The organism is Pseudomonas sp. NPDC089734 (genome assembly GCF_044748865.1).
Lineage (GTDB): Bacteria > Pseudomonadota > Gammaproteobacteria > Pseudomonadales > Pseudomonadaceae > Aquipseudomonas.
Genome location: NZ_JBIVGV010000013.1, coordinates 41,833 through 55,847 on the forward strand (window position 1 = coordinate 41,833; position 14,015 = coordinate 55,847).

18 protein-coding genes are annotated in these 14,015 nt (G+C 59.0%); 9 read left to right on the forward strand and 9 right to left on the reverse strand.

The window, feature by feature from the left end:
• The first annotated feature begins 116 nt into the window (after nucleotides 1–116).
• On the forward strand, nucleotides 117–491 hold the full coding sequence (locus ACIPY9_RS16840) for a hypothetical protein (protein WP_400703551.1): 375 nt from the start codon (nucleotides 117–119) through the stop codon (nucleotides 489–491).
• Between the two features lie 97 nt (nucleotides 492–588).
• The gene (locus tag ACIPY9_RS16845; protein WP_400703553.1) at nucleotides 589–990 is read left to right on the forward strand and encodes a DoxX family protein; all 402 of its coding nucleotides are present in this window, start codon (nucleotides 589–591) and stop codon (nucleotides 988–990) included.
• A 72-nt stretch (nucleotides 991–1,062) separates the two neighbouring features.
• Here the strand turns inward: ACIPY9_RS16845 and ACIPY9_RS16850 are convergent, their stop codons facing one another.
• Nucleotides 1,063–1,326, reverse strand: coding sequence for an accessory factor UbiK family protein (locus ACIPY9_RS16850; protein WP_400703555.1), 264 nt, complete (start codon nucleotides 1,324–1,326; stop codon nucleotides 1,063–1,065).
• A gap of 421 nt (nucleotides 1,327–1,747) precedes the next feature.
• Between ACIPY9_RS16850 and glnK the strand changes: the two genes are divergently transcribed.
• The 4 genes from glnK (at nucleotide 1,748) to sutA (ending at nucleotide 4,551) form a co-directional block, all read left to right on the forward strand.
• A complete protein-coding gene (gene glnK, locus ACIPY9_RS16855; RefSeq protein ID WP_002555808.1) occupies nucleotides 1,748–2,086 on the forward strand; it encodes a P-II family nitrogen regulator in 339 nt (112 codons plus the stop codon).
• Nucleotides 2,087–2,119: 33 nt separating this feature from the next.
• On the forward strand, nucleotides 2,120–3,457 hold the full coding sequence (locus ACIPY9_RS16860) for an ammonium transporter (protein ID WP_400703557.1): 1,338 nt from the start codon (nucleotides 2,120–2,122) through the stop codon (nucleotides 3,455–3,457).
• 242 nt (nucleotides 3,458–3,699) lie between these two features.
• Complete coding sequence (locus tag ACIPY9_RS16865; RefSeq protein WP_400703559.1) at nucleotides 3,700–4,125, forward strand: secondary thiamine-phosphate synthase enzyme YjbQ; 426 nt, start codon at nucleotides 3,700–3,702, stop codon at nucleotides 4,123–4,125.
• A 99-nt stretch (nucleotides 4,126–4,224) separates the two neighbouring features.
• Nucleotides 4,225–4,551 (forward strand): transcriptional regulator SutA, encoded by a 327-nt coding sequence (gene sutA / locus ACIPY9_RS16870; protein ID WP_400703561.1) that lies wholly within the window; start codon nucleotides 4,225–4,227, stop codon nucleotides 4,549–4,551.
• A 151-nt stretch (nucleotides 4,552–4,702) separates the two neighbouring features.
• On the opposite strand, the gene ACIPY9_RS16875 is transcribed toward sutA, so the two are convergent.
• The 6 genes from ACIPY9_RS16875 to ACIPY9_RS16900 are packed head-to-tail and all read right to left on the reverse strand — an operon-like array spanning nucleotide 4,703 to nucleotide 9,273.
• A complete protein-coding gene (locus ACIPY9_RS16875) occupies nucleotides 4,703–5,392 on the reverse strand; it encodes an HAD family hydrolase (RefSeq protein WP_400703563.1) in 690 nt (229 codons plus the stop codon).
• Nucleotides 5,385–6,284 (reverse strand): tyrosine recombinase XerC, encoded by a 900-nt coding sequence (gene xerC, locus ACIPY9_RS16880; protein ID WP_400703565.1) that lies wholly within the window; start codon nucleotides 6,282–6,284, stop codon nucleotides 5,385–5,387. The genes ACIPY9_RS16875 and xerC overlap by 8 nt, the downstream gene beginning before the upstream one ends.
• A gap of 2 nt (nucleotides 6,285–6,286) precedes the next feature.
• The gene (locus ACIPY9_RS16885; RefSeq protein WP_400703567.1) at nucleotides 6,287–7,021 is read right to left on the reverse strand and encodes a DUF484 family protein; all 735 of its coding nucleotides are present in this window, start codon (nucleotides 7,019–7,021) and stop codon (nucleotides 6,287–6,289) included.
• Between the two features lie 13 nt (nucleotides 7,022–7,034).
• A complete protein-coding gene (gene dapF, locus ACIPY9_RS16890) occupies nucleotides 7,035–7,865 on the reverse strand; it encodes a diaminopimelate epimerase (RefSeq protein WP_400703569.1) in 831 nt (276 codons plus the stop codon).
• A 4-nt stretch (nucleotides 7,866–7,869) separates the two neighbouring features.
• Nucleotides 7,870–9,117, reverse strand: coding sequence for a diaminopimelate decarboxylase (gene lysA / locus ACIPY9_RS16895; RefSeq protein ID WP_400703571.1), 1,248 nt, complete (start codon nucleotides 9,115–9,117; stop codon nucleotides 7,870–7,872).
• 9 nt (nucleotides 9,118–9,126) lie between these two features.
• Entirely contained in the window at nucleotides 9,127–9,273 is a 147-nt protein-coding gene (locus ACIPY9_RS16900; protein WP_400703574.1) for a lipoprotein, read from the reverse strand.
• 228 nt (nucleotides 9,274–9,501) lie between these two features.
• On the opposite strand from ACIPY9_RS16900, the gene cyaY reads away from it, so the two are divergent.
• From cyaY to rnk, 3 genes are all read left to right on the forward strand, one after another.
• Entirely contained in the window at nucleotides 9,502–9,834 is a 333-nt protein-coding gene (gene cyaY, locus ACIPY9_RS16905) for an iron donor protein CyaY (protein ID WP_400703577.1), read from the forward strand.
• 2 nt (nucleotides 9,835–9,836) lie between these two features.
• Nucleotides 9,837–10,085, forward strand: coding sequence for a DUF1289 domain-containing protein (locus ACIPY9_RS16910; protein WP_400703580.1), 249 nt, complete (start codon nucleotides 9,837–9,839; stop codon nucleotides 10,083–10,085).
• Nucleotides 10,086–10,222: 137 nt separating this feature from the next.
• Nucleotides 10,223–10,630 (forward strand): nucleoside diphosphate kinase regulator, encoded by a 408-nt coding sequence (rnk, locus tag ACIPY9_RS16915; RefSeq protein ID WP_400703583.1) that lies wholly within the window; start codon nucleotides 10,223–10,225, stop codon nucleotides 10,628–10,630.
• A 75-nt stretch (nucleotides 10,631–10,705) separates the two neighbouring features.
• Here rnk and ACIPY9_RS16920 read toward each other — a convergent pair whose 3' ends face one another.
• Nucleotides 10,706–13,558, reverse strand: a complete 2,853-nt coding sequence (locus ACIPY9_RS16920; protein WP_400703586.1) for a class I adenylate cyclase — start codon at nucleotides 13,556–13,558, stop codon at nucleotides 10,706–10,708.
• A 183-nt stretch (nucleotides 13,559–13,741) separates the two neighbouring features.
• Nucleotides 13,742–13,990, reverse strand: coding sequence for a TIGR02647 family protein (locus tag ACIPY9_RS16925; protein ID WP_400703589.1), 249 nt, complete (start codon nucleotides 13,988–13,990; stop codon nucleotides 13,742–13,744).
• Nucleotides 13,991–14,015 lie beyond the last annotated feature (25 nt).

Sequence of the window (14,015 nt, forward strand, 5' to 3'; positions counted from 1 at the left end):
AGTGAAACGGCTGTTCAGGTCGTGATAACCGTACAGGTCTTAATGTCCTCTTAATCCTCGCTTCCCATCATTCACCCGTACTTTTCGATCCCTATGATAGTCCTTGGTGAACCCCGATGAAGAAGTTACTGATTGTCTGTTCGCTCCTTATTATTTCTGCCTGCTCGACGGTATTGCCTGCACCGGATAAGACGTCCAGCCTGGTGGAGATGTCTGCGAACAATAAAAATACGTTATTGGCACAAAAGGTCGACGGCAGCACAGTCCGTGACGGGCGCTATTTCCAGCTGAGCCCCGGTGCCCACGAGCTTGAGGTGCTGATCGTCAGTCAGAGTTTCGAGGGCAGTACCGTCAGCCGCTTCGCGTCTTTCAAGTTCGATCATTTCCTGCCGGAGAGTCGTTATAACCTGAAACTGGTGGGCGGGAGCCACAACCTTCATCTGCAACTGCGGGATGAAACAGGTGAGTTGATAAAGGAAGTTTCCCTATAACCACGGCGTGTCGATTCTGCCTGGAGTGAAGTGGCGATAATTATTAATGCGCTCTATCGCCTGTCTTGAATGTTTCTTGTCTTTTGGAATCACTGGTATGACCCACACTAAAGAAGATTATTGCTCCTTTGCCGGACGCGTTCTGTTGAGTTTGCTGTTTCTGTATGGCGGTCTGGGCAAGATTGTGGCACCTGCCGCCACGATGACCTATATCGCGAATGCAGGTCTTCCTTTCCCGGTACTCGCTTATGCCGGCTCGCTTCTGGTGGAGTTGGGCTTTGCTTCAGCCTTGCTGCTGGGGTATCGCACAAAATTAGTGGCGGCGGGCATGGCCCTGTTTACGCTGGTGACTGCTTTGGTCTTCCACGCGAACTTCGCCGAGAAGATGCAACTGATCAATTTCCTGAAGAACATTGCCATCTGCGGCGGCCTGCTTCAGGTCATGGCGGGCAGTCCGGGCAGTCTCAGTCTGGATGCCTGGCGTCAAAACAGGTCTTGAGCCTGTGAGCGAGGGGGTGTGCGAATCCGCAATGGTCGCACGCCCTGATGCTTTCTCGAGGGAAAGGCTCCCTCAATCCCGCCCGGTGCTTCCCAGCTTCTCTTCCATTTCCGCCACTTTGGCCTCCAGGGCTTCCAGGCGCGCACGTGTCCGGGCAAGGACGGCCATCTGGCTGTCGAATTCCTCGCGGCTGACCAGATCCAGCTTGCTGAAACCGCTTTGCAGCAGGGCCTTGAACTGGGTTTCGAATTCGTTGCGTGGCAGTGGGTTTTCGCCGTTGAACAGGCGGGAAGCGTGGCCGCTCAGGGCGTCGAGGAAAGCTTTGGGCGCGAGCATGATGAATTTCCGGAATCAGATGGGCGGCAGTGTAGCACGCAGCGTCTATAGTCATTTTCAGTGCATTGCGGGTGCACAGTTATTGAGCGTGGGGGCGGGCACGCGTGCACTGTAGTTGTGCGTTGCGTGGGGCCAAAAGTGGGTAAAAGGACAGGATAAGTGCTCAAGGCCCTGTATTTGATGAATATTCACGAGATGGCAAGCTTTCTGCTTAAGGGCTAATGACCCATGCACTGATGCAGTCGCTGTGACGAATGCAGTGCGGCAGGCGGAGCGGGGATGTGTTTCGTCAGAAGCGGTTTTCTGGAGTTGGTCTGGCCTTTAACTGGCGACCGACGCGTTACAAAGCCAGGCACTGCGCTTAGACTTGAGTCGGGTTTGTTTTCCTGGGGCAAGTCCACCAATTCGGGAGAAAGTTTTCATGAAGCTAGTCACTGCAATCATCAAGCCGTTCAAATTGGACGACGTGCGCGAGTCGCTGTCCGAAATCGGCGTGCAGGGCATCACTGTTACCGAGGTCAAAGGTTTCGGTCGCCAGAAGGGTCACACCGAGCTGTATCGCGGTGCGGAATACGTCGTCGACTTCCTTCCCAAGGTGAAGATCGATGTCGCCATCGATGACAAGGATCTGGATCGTGTCATCGAAGCCATCACCAAGGCTGCCAATACCGGCAAGATCGGGGACGGCAAAATATTCGTAGTCAATCTGGAACAGGCTATACGCATCCGTACCGGCGAAACCGATACCGACGCCATTTAAGCCGCCAAACCCCACGCCCCAGGAGTAAACAATATGACTCTGCGTCAATTCGCAGGGCTAGGAGCCCTGTTGTCCCTCGTAACCCCTGGCCTTGCCATGGCGGCAGACGAAGTGGCAGCCCCCGTTCTCAATTCGGGCGACACCGCCTGGATGCTGACAGCAACCGCTCTGGTGCTGTTCATGACCATTCCCGGTCTGGCCTTGTTCTACGGCGGCATGGTCCGCTCCAAAAACATTCTTTCCGTGATGATGCAGTGCTTTGCCATTACCGGTCTGATCAGCATTCTGTGGGTCATCTATGGCTACAGCATTGCGTTCGACACCACCGGCATGGAAGCGGGCGTCGTCAACTTCAACTCCTTCTTCGGCGGCATGGGCAAGGCGTTCCTGGCAGGCATCACGCCTTCCAGCATCACCGGTGCTGCGGCGCTGTTCCCTGAAGCCGTGTTCGTCACCTTCCAGATGACCTTCGCCATCATCACCCCGGCCCTGATCGTCGGCGCTTTCGCAGAACGCATGAAGTTCTCCGCGATGCTGATCTTCATGGGTATCTGGTTCACGCTGGTCTACGCGCCAATCGCCCACATGGTCTGGGGCGGCGTCGGTGGCCTGATGTGGGACTGGGGCGTTCTGGACTTCGCAGGCGGCACCGTCGTTCACATCAACGCGGGTGTAGCCGGTCTGGTTGCCTGTCTGGTACTGGGCAAGCGTAAAGGCTTCCCGACCACCCCGATGGCTCCGCACAACCTGGGTTACACCCTGATCGGCGCGGCCATGCTGTGGATCGGCTGGTTCGGTTTCAACGCCGGTTCCGCTGCTGCTGCCAACGGCACAGCCGGTATGGCCATGCTGGTGACTCAGATCGCGACCGCTGCTGCGGCTCTGGGCTGGATGTTCGCCGAGTGGCTGACCCACGGCAAGCCAAGCGCTCTGGGTATCGCTTCGGGTGTGGTTGCCGGTCTGGTTGCCATTACACCTGCTGCCGGTACTGTCGGCCCGATGGGTGCACTGATCATCGGCCTGGCGGCTGGCGTGATCTGCTTCTTCTGCGCCACCAGCCTGAAACGCAAGCTGGGCTACGATGACTCCCTGGACGCATTCGGCGTTCACGGTATCGGCGGTATCGTCGGTGCAATCCTGACAGGTGTTTTCGCAGCTCCTGCGCTGGGTGGCTTCGGTACTGTGACCGACATCGGCGCTCAAGTCTGGATTCAGTTCAAAGGCGTGGCGTTCACCGTGGTGTACACCGCCATCGTGACGTTCATCATCCTCAAGGTGCTCGACGCGGTCATGGGCCTGCGTGTCACTGACGAGGAAGAGTCTGTGGGTCTGGACCTTGCGCAACACAATGAGCGTGGCTACAACTTGTAATTAACCGTAGCTGCTGAAAGAAATGCCCGGCTTCCGGGCATTTTTTTTGCCTGACTTTTGTGAACCATTCAGGTATTCAGGCTTCCATTGTCAGTGTCGCTGCCAATGATTCCGGTGTGACGATGCCGTGGTCGTAATGTTGTCATCGAGATGATCGTTAACTTGTTGGGCGACCGGTTTATTGCGCGCTTTGCTTTTTTCTCAGTCGGGTTAGAATGCGCGCCGAACGTGCGGAGAACGGTATGTGGCATCAATCCAGAATTACCCTCCGGGCAAGGCCCCGTGGGTTTCATCTGGTGACGGACGAGATACTGGCAGGCTTGCCCGAGCTGCGTGGTTGTCGAGTCGGATTGCTGCATTTGTGGCTGCAACATACCTCGGCTTCGTTGACGGTCAACGAGAATGCCGATCCGGCGGTGCGTCGTGATTTCGAGCGTTTTTTCAGCCGTCTGGTACCTGAAAGTGCCAATGGATATGAGCACAACGACGAAGGTCCTGACGATTTGCCGGCGCATTTCAAGGCCAGTTTGCTAGGCTGCCAGTTGGTTTTGCCGGTGACGGCGGGGCGATTGGCGTTGGGCACCTGGCAAGGTGTTTATTTAGGCGAGCATCGAGAGGTCGGTGGTGCTCGCAATGTCCTTGCCACCCTTCAGGGTGAATGGGCATGACCGCTGTATTCAGCGGTTGTTGAATTTTTTCCGACAGCCTTCGATTTTTGAGGCTGCTGGGCTATAACTAATCTGCTTTCGCAAGTCATGAGGTAGAACATGAGCGACGACGATAACGACGATCTGGTAGACGATCTGGAAGGTGAGGACGACGGCGAGGAGCTTGCTGCTGCGCCTGAAGATGATGCTTCCGACTCTGATGACGGTGCTGAAGTCTCTGCTACACCGGCCAAGGGTAAATCCAAGGCTGCGGTGTCGGTCGATGAGCTGCCCAGCGTAGAAGCCAAGAACAAGGAGCGTGATGCTCTGGCCCGTGCGATGGAAGAATTCCTTGCACGTGGTGGCAAGGTGCAAGAAGTGGAGGCCAATGTGGTCGCCGATCCGCCCAAGAAGCCGGACAACAAATACGGCAGCCGCCCTATCTAAGGGAGCAATGGCTGTATGAGAAAAAGCCCGCTGTCGCTGCGGGCTTTTTCTTGCCTGCTATTTCCCCGTAGGCGCGAATGAATTCGCGAAAGCCTGTACAGCCGATGAATCTTTACCGGCAGAAATGCAGTTTTCGCGAATGAATTCGCTCCTACAGGTGTTTCAGGACTTCGGGTAGCTGGCTCAGGCTGCGAATTTCGGCATCCGGCAATCTGTCGGACTCCCAGGTCTTGCCCTGCGGGTTGTACCAGATGGCCCGCATGCCGGCGCGTTGAGCGCCTTCGATATCGTCGCTGGGGTGGTCTCCGATATGGATGGCGTTGCTGGCGTCGCTGTTGCCGCGTTTGAGTGCTTCCCGAAACGGAGCCGGGTCGGGTTTGCCGATGCCCAGGTCTTCGGCGCACAAGGCAAAGGCGAAATAATCTGCCAATCCCAGTCGTCGCACATCCGCATTGCCGTTGGTAATCACGCCCAGAGTGAAGGTCCTGGCAAGGATTTCCAGCGTAGGCTGCACTTCCGGAAATATCTGCACCTGATGCCGGGCATGCAGGAACACCTCGAAACTCGTGTCTGCAAGCTCCTGTGCTTGAGCGTGGGCATAACCTGCATCTTGCAGGGCATGAAACAGCACGCGCCGTCTCAGTGTGCTGATGCGGTGCTTGAGGGACGGTTCGGCCTCGACCAGGCGGGCGCGGATCTCCCACAGGTGCTCGACCGGCACGGGGCCGAGCCGGGGGGCATGCTCACTCAGCCAGTCGCGCAGCACGGCTTCGGCGCTGGCGATGGCCGGGGCGGTGTCCCACAGGGTGTCATCGAGGTCGAACGTAATCAGCTTAATCATCGGCAGATCCTTTGCGTCTGGCGCGGGGATGGGCGCTGTCGTACACGCTGGCCAGATGCTGGAAGTCCAGGTGAGTGTAAATCTGGGTGGTTTTGATATCGGAATGCCCAAGCAGCTCCTGAACGGCGCGCAAGTCCTGCGAGGACTCCAGCAGATGGCTCGCGAAGGAGTGACGCAGCATGTGCGGGTGCAGGTTTTGCCCCAACTCGCGTTCACCCGCTGTCTTGACCCGTCTCTGGACTGCCCGTGGCCCCAGGCGTCGCCCCTGCTGGCTGATGAACACGGCATCGTCCTGCGGGTTGGCCAGGGCCCGCAGGGGAAGCCAGGTTTCCAGCGCCTGCCGTGCCTTGCTTCCCACCGGCAGGACCCGGGTCTTGCTGCCTTTACCCAGCACCTGGACCAACCCGTCGCGCAGGTCCAGCTGATCGAGGTTCAGCCCCGTAAGTTCTGAAAGGCGCAGCCCGGAGGAGTACAGCAACTCCAGAATGGCCTGATCGCGATGGGCCAGAAAGTCATCCTCGACAGCGCCATCCAGCAATTGTGACGTGCGGTCGGTATCGAGGGTCTTGGGCAGCCGTCGCTCGCCCTTGGGAGGCGACAGGCCATTGGCAGGGTCGTGCTCGCACAGGCCTTCGCGACACAGGTACTTATAAAAGCCGCGCACTGCCGACAGCATGCGTGCCAGGCTGCGTGAGGACTGGCCTTGCTGGTGCTGGCGGGCCACAAAGCTGCGCAGGTGCTGGATATCCAGGTCTGTCCAGCTTGAGATCTGTGCCTTGCGGCTGTACTCAAGGACCTTGTTCAGGTCGCGCCGATAAGCCTCCAGCGTGTGGGGCGACACCTGACGCTCACTGCGCAGGTGTGTGCAGTAGGCGTCCAGATGTTGTTCCATGCCTAGCGGACCGAGCGCAGCGAGTGGGTGAAGCGCGGCAGCAGACGGCTCAGAACGTCGGCGATGTAGCTGAGGAACAAAGTGCCGACCGAGCTTTTATAGTGCTGTGGGTCACGGCTGCCAATGGCGAGTACGCCATGCAGGCCTTGATGATTCAGGGTGACGATGGCCGTGGAGCCTACATCCTTGCTCTGCTCGGCACCGAACAGGAAGGTCAGCTCATGCTCGCGCAGGGCGCCGCATACGGTCTTTTCGCCAATCAATCCACCGATAGCCTTCTGGGCCTCGGCGCTGCTGGTCCAACGGCCTATGGGCATCGGGTTGTCGCTGAACAGGACAAGGCTGACGAAAGGCACCTGGAATTCCTGGCGCAGGCTGTCTTCCACCGCAATGATGAGCTCGTCCAGGCTGGTGGCATCCATCATGGCGAGGTTGAGGCGACGGGTTTTCTCGAACAGACGGTCGTTGTCGCGGGCCACATCCATCAGCTGCGAGAGCCGATGGCGCATTTCGATGTTGCGCTCGCGCAACAGCTTGAGCTGGCGCTCGACCAGCGAGACGGTATCGCCACGCTGGTGAGGGATTCGCATCGACACCAGCAACTCGTCGTGCTCGGCGAAGAAATCCGGTTGTTTGAGCAGGAAAGCGATAACCGCCTCTGCTTCAAGGTTTGGCACTGCGCTATCGGCAGGCGATTCGCTGGTTTTGCCGGTTGAAGCCGGAGGCAGATCGGTCATCGTATTTGCTCACTCATAGACGAACTTGGCCTTCGTAAACCCGTACGGCCGGGCCGGTCATCATGACCGGATGCCCCGGGCCTGCCCACTCGAGGGACAAGCGTCCGCCGGGCAGGTCGATCAGCAGCGGCGAGTCCATCCAGCCCTGGCTGATGGCGGCGACAGCCGCCGCGCATGCGCCAGTGCCACAGGCCTGGGTTTCGCCTGCGCCACGTTCCCAGACGCGCAGTTGGGCGCGCTGACGATCGATGACGTGAAGAAAGCCGACATTGACCCGTGCCGGGAAGCGCGGGTGATGTTCGATCTTCGGACCCAGCTCATGCACGGGAGCGGCGTTGATGTCGTCCACTCGCAGCACGGCATGCGGGTTGCCCATCGACACGGCAGCCAGCTGGACGTTCTGTCCGTCGACCTCGACGTCATAGCTGAGGGCCTGAGCCGGAGCCTTGAACGGGATCTCTTCCGGGACGAGCCGTGGCGGCCCCATATCGACGCTGATCTGCCCGTCGTTACGGACATCCAGCTCGATGATGCCGCTTTTGGTTTCGACACGGATCTGCCGTTTGGCGGTCAGACGCTTGTCGAGCACGAAGCGGGCGAAGCAGCGGGCACCGTTGCCACACTGCTCCACTTCGGAACCGTCGGAGTTGAAGATCCGGTAGCGGAAATCCACGTCGGGATTGCTCGGGGCTTCCACGATCAGCAGTTGGTCGAAACCGACGCCGGTATGCCGGTCGCCCCATTGTTTGGCGTGCTTGGGCAAGATATGCGCGTGCTGACTCACCAGGTCCAGGACCATGAAGTCATTGCCTAGCCCATGCATCTTGGTAAAACGCAGCAGCATGGGGTTACTCCGGCAGCAGGCTTTCGCCAGCGAACAGCTCGGCCACGGTTTCGCGGCGGCGCACTTCAAAGGCCTGAGAGCCATCGACCAGCACTTCGGCGGCACGGCCACGGGTGTTGTAGTTCGAGCTCATGACAAAACCATAGGCGCCTGCCGAATGAACGGCAAGCAGATCGCCTTCGGCCAGGGCCAGTTCGCGGTTCTTGGCCAGGAAATCACCGGTTTCGCAGATCGGGCCGACGATGTCGTAGGTGCGGGCAGCGCCGTCGCGCGGGCGAACGGCGGTGACGTCCATCCAGGCCTGATACAGCGCCGGACGGATCAGGTCGTTCATGGCCGCATCGACGATGGCGAAATCCTTGTGCTCGGTGTGCTTGAGGTACTCGACCTGAGTCAGCAGCACGCCGGCGTTGGCGACGATGAAACGGCCCGGCTCGAACATCAGGCCCAGGTCACGTCCTTCAAGGCGCTCACGCACGGCTTTGATGTAGTCGGCCGCCAGCGGTGGCTCTTCGTCGCGATAACGCACGCCCAGGCCGCCGCCCAGATCGATGTGGTGCAAGTGAATGCCGCAGTCGCCCAGGCGATCCACCAGATCCAGCAGTCGGTCCAGGGCATCGATGAACGGTTCCAGGGTCGTCAGTTGCGAGCCGATGTGGCAGTCGACACCCAGGATTTCCAGGTTCGGCAGTTGCGATGCGCGAACGTAGACGTCCTCGGCATCGGCAATGGCGATACCGAACTTGTTTTCCTTGAGACCGGTGGAAATGTACGGGTGAGTGCCCGCGTCCACATCCGGGTTGACGCGCAGGGAGATCGGCGCACGAACACCCAGCTCGGCGGCCACGATCTGCAGGCGCTCCAGCTCGTCGGTGGATTCGATGTTGAAGCAATGCACGCCCACTTCCAGCGCACGGCGCATGTCTTCGCGGGTCTTGCCCACACCGGAGAATACGATCTTGTCGGCTTTGCCACCGGCAGCCAGCACGCGCTCCAGTTCACCACGGGAAACGATGTCGAAACCGGCGCCCAGACGGGCCAGGACATTGAGTACGCCCAGGTTGGAGTTGGCCTTGACGGCAAAGCACACCAGATGAGGCATGCCGCTCAGTGCGTCGGCGTAGGCACGGTATTGCGCTTCGATATGAGCGCGGGAGTAGACGTAGGTCGGCGTGCCGAAACGCTCGGCAATGGCAGACAAGGCTACTCCTTCCGCGAACAGCTCACCGTCGCGGTAGTTGAAGGCGTCCATGGAATTCCCTTAAAGATGCTTGTGCGATTGCGTTTTGGCTTGTTCGTCGGATGATTTGGTGTCATCAGGCAGGTAGAGCGGGCCTTTCTGGCCGCAAGCAGTAACAAGACAAGCGACCGCGACGAGCGCAGCAAGCGAAGAGATCAGGCGCTTCATGGCGAAATCCTTTGTAAAAGCGTTAATTGCGCCCGAGTATACCGGCCACCCGGCGGCTTGCCTATGCAACCTCCCGCCCGTCTGGCGGGCCTTTGGCGCGATTGTTCTCCAATCGTCCAGCAGGTTCGGGATTATCGGCTCGTCGGGCGGGTATGTTTTGCATTTGCCTGACGGCCTCCGTATCTTGCGAGCCTGTGCCATAAGCAGACATTTTTCGAGGTTCCCGCAATGAGTTTGACCGAAGCCCGCTTTCACGATCTGGTCGATGCCACCCAGCAGGCGCTGGAAGACATTTTTGACGAGAGCGATCTGGATCTGGACCTTGAGAACTCGGCGGGCGTACTGACGGTGAAGTTCGAGAATGGCACCCAGATCATCTTCAGTCGCCAGGAACCCTTGCGTCAGCTGTGGCTGGCCGCACGTTCGGGCGGTTTTCATTTCGACTTCGACGAGGAAAACAGCCGCTGGGTGTGCGACAGCAGTGAAGAACTGTTGAGCGAGATGCTGGTGCGCATCGTTCAGGAGCAGGCGGGCGTCGAACTGGACTTCGACGAGATCTGACTGTGACCGATAACAGCGCCCCCGCTCCGGCCCGTCCTCCAAAGCCGTTGTACAGCAACGTCAGCCCGGCCGTGCCTTCGCCCTGTGTGAGCCTGTGCCGGCTCGATGAGCAGAAAGTCTGTCAGGGCTGTTTCCGTCATGTGGAAGACATTCGCGAATGGCGCTCGGCCGATGATGAGCGGCGACGGCAGATTCGCCTCGATGCCGATCAGCGTCGGGCACGTGATCTGGAAAACCGCATCGCGGGCTAACGCCTCGTCGGCTTGTGTATTTATTGACTGATGTTAAGGTCAGAACCTGCTTCTCTGGATAGAGAGGCTTGTCAAAACCCCGCCTGGTCGGCGGGGTTTTGTTTTTGTCGCGCAGAAAAAAGGAGACTGCCTGAATCATGAACACCGCACCTTCCATCATCCTCACCCGGCTCGACGTACAGCGTCTCGAGCGTCTTATCGACAGCCAGACGGTGTCCAGCCCCGGTATCCAGGCGTTGCAGGCCGAGCTGGACCGCGCGGAACAGGTCGTGGGTCACGATGAAGTGCCTGCGGGCGTCGTGACCATGAATTCAAGGGTGCATTGCCGGGAAGAAAGCAGCGGCAAGGATTACCACCTGACGCTGGTCTACCCGCAGGATGCAGGTGCCGAAGGCACGGTTTCGGTACTGGCCCCCGTAGGTTCTGCACTGCTGGGCTTGCAGGTTGGCCAGCACATCGACTGGCCGGCTCCGGGTGGCAAGACGCTCAAACTGACCTTGCTGGCCGTGGAGTATCAGCCGGAAGCAGCGGGCGAATATTTATAAGACTCCCGTGTAGGAGCGAATTCATTCGCGAAAGCGGCTTTTTCGCGAATGAGCGGAACGCCGCCCGATTCGCTCCTACCCCTGACATTCATCCATCGCATCGTTCAGCGATTTCTCCAGCTCTGCCTTGTAGCGCAGGAACAGGATGCTCTGTCCGTGGCCATCATCCAGCAGGCCTGAGAGGTCGAGATCTGTGATGTAGCAGCGATAGCGCCGTGGTTCACGGCGTCGGGCCAGAATCTGGCGGGCGACCACGGCAAACAGCTGATCACCGTGTTCCAGTTCTGAAAACTCACTGTTATCGCAGTACAGGGTGACGTTCATCTGCCCCGGAGAGGTTTCTTCGATAATCGCCTGCACGTCATAAAACGGTTTGTCTGCGGCCGTCGGCACGCTGCGGGTTTCGATACGCCGGGCGCGCCCTGCCCCGGATGGCAGCATCTGGTAATAAAAGGTTTCCAGCGATACCGGTTCAGCCGGGTTATCCAGCGGCAACGATGCGCCGCGTCGGTAGACCAGCGAATGGAAGAAACGCTGCAACGGCATCAACAGGCTTTGTTCGTCGTGGTAGGGCAGGCGCTGGTGCCAGAGTGAGTTGTGTTCGTCGAGTACATACAGGTCGGCATCGGGTTCGTTGATCCGGTAGAACACCTGAATGCATTCAGGCTGCCCGTGCGGCAGGATCAACGCCAGATCGTGATCGTCCAGAGCCTGGGGGTCCAGATACAGCGGGCTGTAGCGGGGTGACTCTTCACCCAGGTAATTGAACAGCCCCGACAGGCTGTTGACCACGATGTGAGCGACCTGACCGGGGATCATTTCAAGGACGTGATACTGCTGCTGCACCTGGATCAGGTAGCGATGATTCAGCCCTTGGGCGAGTAACGATTGTGCGGTGCCGATCAGGTCTTCGACCCGCTGTGCAATGGCCGGTGCGCGGTTATGGCAGAAACAGCGTACCCGTATGCGTGGCGGAGGCTGATCTTCCGGCAGGTTGCTGAGCAGTTCGCTCAGGCAGTCGAGCAGGGCGTGAGGGCCGCTGTAGCGGCTGACCAGCGTTTCGTTCCAGCTGTTGAGCGTGACCTGATCCAGGGTCAGGACCAGATTCTCCCGGACACCGGCATAACTGAGCGAATCGGTGCGCTCGGTGGTCATCAGGATATTCAGCTCGCGGTGATGCCTGAGCGGGTCTACGCCGACATTGACCAGCAGCAGTATTTCCCTGGGGACACTCGGTTTGAGCAATTGCTCGTCGCTGACGTCGCAGAGTGGCAGCGGAATGGTCTGCTGCAAGGCACCCAGCAGGTTGAACAGTTCCAGTTCGCTCAGGTCACTGGTGCCCGGATGAAGCGCCAGGCGCGTGGTGGTATCAATCACGCCATTGCGGTGGCACCAGGTCAGCAACTCCAGCAATTCCCGGCTGCGCTTGATGGGCGAACAGCCGGGCCATTCCTGCGCTCCAAGGTTGCCGTTGTACAAGGCCCACTGGTTTTTCCCGGGCTCGCGCTTGTTGGGCGAGTTCACCAGTGTCAGGGTGTCTTCCGCCAGATCGGGCGCGATGCCGGGGTTGATGAATTCGACCTTGCCCGCCTTGCGCTCGAAGGTGGCATACAGGCGTCTTCCCAATACGTTTACATCGCGGGCGTCGATGGTATTGGGCGTGTTCTGCATGCGGGCGAACTGAATCAGAAAGCGATAGCTGTAGTTCAGCTCGTTGACCACCGTGCGGCGCTCATGGGCAACCTGGCGGACTTTCCACTGGCTGCGGCTGTCGAGCAGGGCCAGTTGTTGTTCATCCCAGTTCCATTCTTGCGTCAGGCGTTCCAGTAACAGGCGTTGCCAGCTGTTGCTGCGTTGCCGGGCCGGCCCCGTGAGCTTCTTGTTGACCTTCAGGTACAGGCTGCGGCGCACCAGCTCCAGTCGCTCCGATTCCTTGCGGGCCTGCAAGTGCTCTTCGATCCGGCGATAGACGACCATGTAAGGGTCAAGCTCGTCCAGGTCCAGCTGGTTGGCGAATACGGCCTGTTTGAAGCGCAGGCTCAGGCATTGGACATGGGGATGTTCGCTGGAGTAGACCTCGATCAGCAGCAGCTTGAGAACCGACTTGTAAGGCGATTCCAGGCCTTTGAACAATTGCCATAACCCGGCACCGACGAACTCGCCCGGTGGAATGTGGGTCATGGGGCCAAGGTCGAGCACTTCGTTGGCGCGAATGAAGCGCTTGGACATCAGCGTGTGGGTGTACTCGGCGTAGCGTTCTTCTTCGTAGACCGGTACCAGCCACCACATCGGCGTACGGCCCGCGAGCCAGATGGCGGTGCGATAGAACTCATCCAGCAGCAGGTAGTGCTGGGTGGTGCCGCAGTCGTCCGAGCTGAGCCGGGTATCGCGATCCCCGAGCCTGAAGCGTTGAGGGTCGATCAGGAAGAAATGTGCTTCCGCGCCCATGGACTCTGCCCAGGCCTCCAGCGCCTGGCACTTTTTACGCAGTTCGGCGATGGCTTCCGGTGACAGTTCCGAGTCATGGCAGACCCAGACATCCATATCGCTCTGGTCGGCCTGGGCGAGGGTGCCAAGGCTGCCCATCAGGAACAGGCCGTGGATCGGCTGGGGCGGGTTGCCGTGACGAGCCTTGTAGGAAAAGGAGCGTGTCAGTCGCTGCGCCTCTGCCAGTGCCTGGTTGTCGGGCTCGTAATGAGAGACACCTGCTGGCGTACTGCCAGAAACATAACCGGGCAGTAAGGGGTGATTGACGTGAAAGAACAGCGGAATCAGTGTCAGGACAGTCTGCTGACGGGGCGAGAGTCCTTCCATGGCACGCGCATACCGCCCGTCATTGAGAGTCAGGAAGCGGTTACGCAGCTGGCTGAGCACCTTGCGGTCGATGCCCTCGTCCAGATCGGGACGAATTTCAAAATTACGCGTCATCGCAACTCAAAGCATCTGGCCTGCGCAGGCGTGGAAGTAGTGAGCAGATGGCGAAGAAGAGTACAGCCGAGAGGGTGCATGAACGGTCGGGATATTATTCTGGCGCCAGTTTCTTATCGGCCGTTGTTTTCATAAATGAAGGGCCTGCCGCACTCTTTGTTTGCATGTGCAGGCCCGGGGCTTTCAGGCAGCTTCTTTGGAGATATTGAGGATTGTCAGCAGCGATTGGGTGTGTTCAGCGGCTTCAAGCCCAAGGCTCGTCAGATAGCCACCGTCGACTTGCGTCGTCAGGCCTTTTTCAAAGAGTCTTTTTGCAGCTGCAATGGCTGTCGGGGCGGCCACATGGTGGACCTTCAGGCCTTCCTGGGTGTTACCCAGATTGAACAGTGCAAGGATTTCCAGTTCGGCAACCAGCTCGGGGGTATACGACATAGAGGCTCCAGACTTTTTGTAGTGA

Coding starts and splice junctions, on each gene's coding strand:
- ACIPY9_RS16840 (WP_400703551.1), top strand. CDS start 117: ATGAAGAAGTTACTGATTGTCTGTTCGCTCCTTATTATTTCTGCCTGC.
- ACIPY9_RS16845 (WP_400703553.1), top strand. CDS start 589: ATGACCCACACTAAAGAAGATTATTGCTCCTTTGCCGGACGCGTTCTG.
- ACIPY9_RS16850 (WP_400703555.1), bottom strand. CDS start 1,326: ATGCTCGCGCCCAAAGCTTTCCTCGACGCCCTGAGCGGCCACGCTTCC.
- glnK (WP_002555808.1), top strand. CDS start 1,748: ATGAAGCTAGTCACTGCAATCATCAAGCCGTTCAAATTGGACGACGTG.
- ACIPY9_RS16860 (WP_400703557.1), top strand. CDS start 2,120: ATGACTCTGCGTCAATTCGCAGGGCTAGGAGCCCTGTTGTCCCTCGTA.
- ACIPY9_RS16865 (WP_400703559.1), top strand. CDS start 3,700: ATGTGGCATCAATCCAGAATTACCCTCCGGGCAAGGCCCCGTGGGTTT.
- sutA (WP_400703561.1), top strand. CDS start 4,225: ATGAGCGACGACGATAACGACGATCTGGTAGACGATCTGGAAGGTGAG.
- ACIPY9_RS16875 (WP_400703563.1), bottom strand. CDS start 5,392: ATGATTAAGCTGATTACGTTCGACCTCGATGACACCCTGTGGGACACC.
- xerC (WP_400703565.1), bottom strand. CDS start 6,284: ATGGAACAACATCTGGACGCCTACTGCACACACCTGCGCAGTGAGCGT.
- ACIPY9_RS16885 (WP_400703567.1), bottom strand. CDS start 7,021: ATGACCGATCTGCCTCCGGCTTCAACCGGCAAAACCAGCGAATCGCCT.
- dapF (WP_400703569.1), bottom strand. CDS start 7,865: ATGCTGCTGCGTTTTACCAAGATGCATGGGCTAGGCAATGACTTCATG.
- lysA (WP_400703571.1), bottom strand. CDS start 9,117: ATGGACGCCTTCAACTACCGCGACGGTGAGCTGTTCGCGGAAGGAGTA.
- ACIPY9_RS16900 (WP_400703574.1), bottom strand. CDS start 9,273: ATGAAGCGCCTGATCTCTTCGCTTGCTGCGCTCGTCGCGGTCGCTTGT.
- cyaY (WP_400703577.1), top strand. CDS start 9,502: ATGAGTTTGACCGAAGCCCGCTTTCACGATCTGGTCGATGCCACCCAG.
- rnk (WP_400703583.1), top strand. CDS start 10,223: ATGAACACCGCACCTTCCATCATCCTCACCCGGCTCGACGTACAGCGT.
- ACIPY9_RS16920 (WP_400703586.1), bottom strand. CDS start 13,558: ATGACGCGTAATTTTGAAATTCGTCCCGATCTGGACGAGGGCATCGAC.
- ACIPY9_RS16925 (WP_400703589.1), bottom strand. CDS start 13,990: ATGTCGTATACCCCCGAGCTGGTTGCCGAACTGGAAATCCTTGCACTG.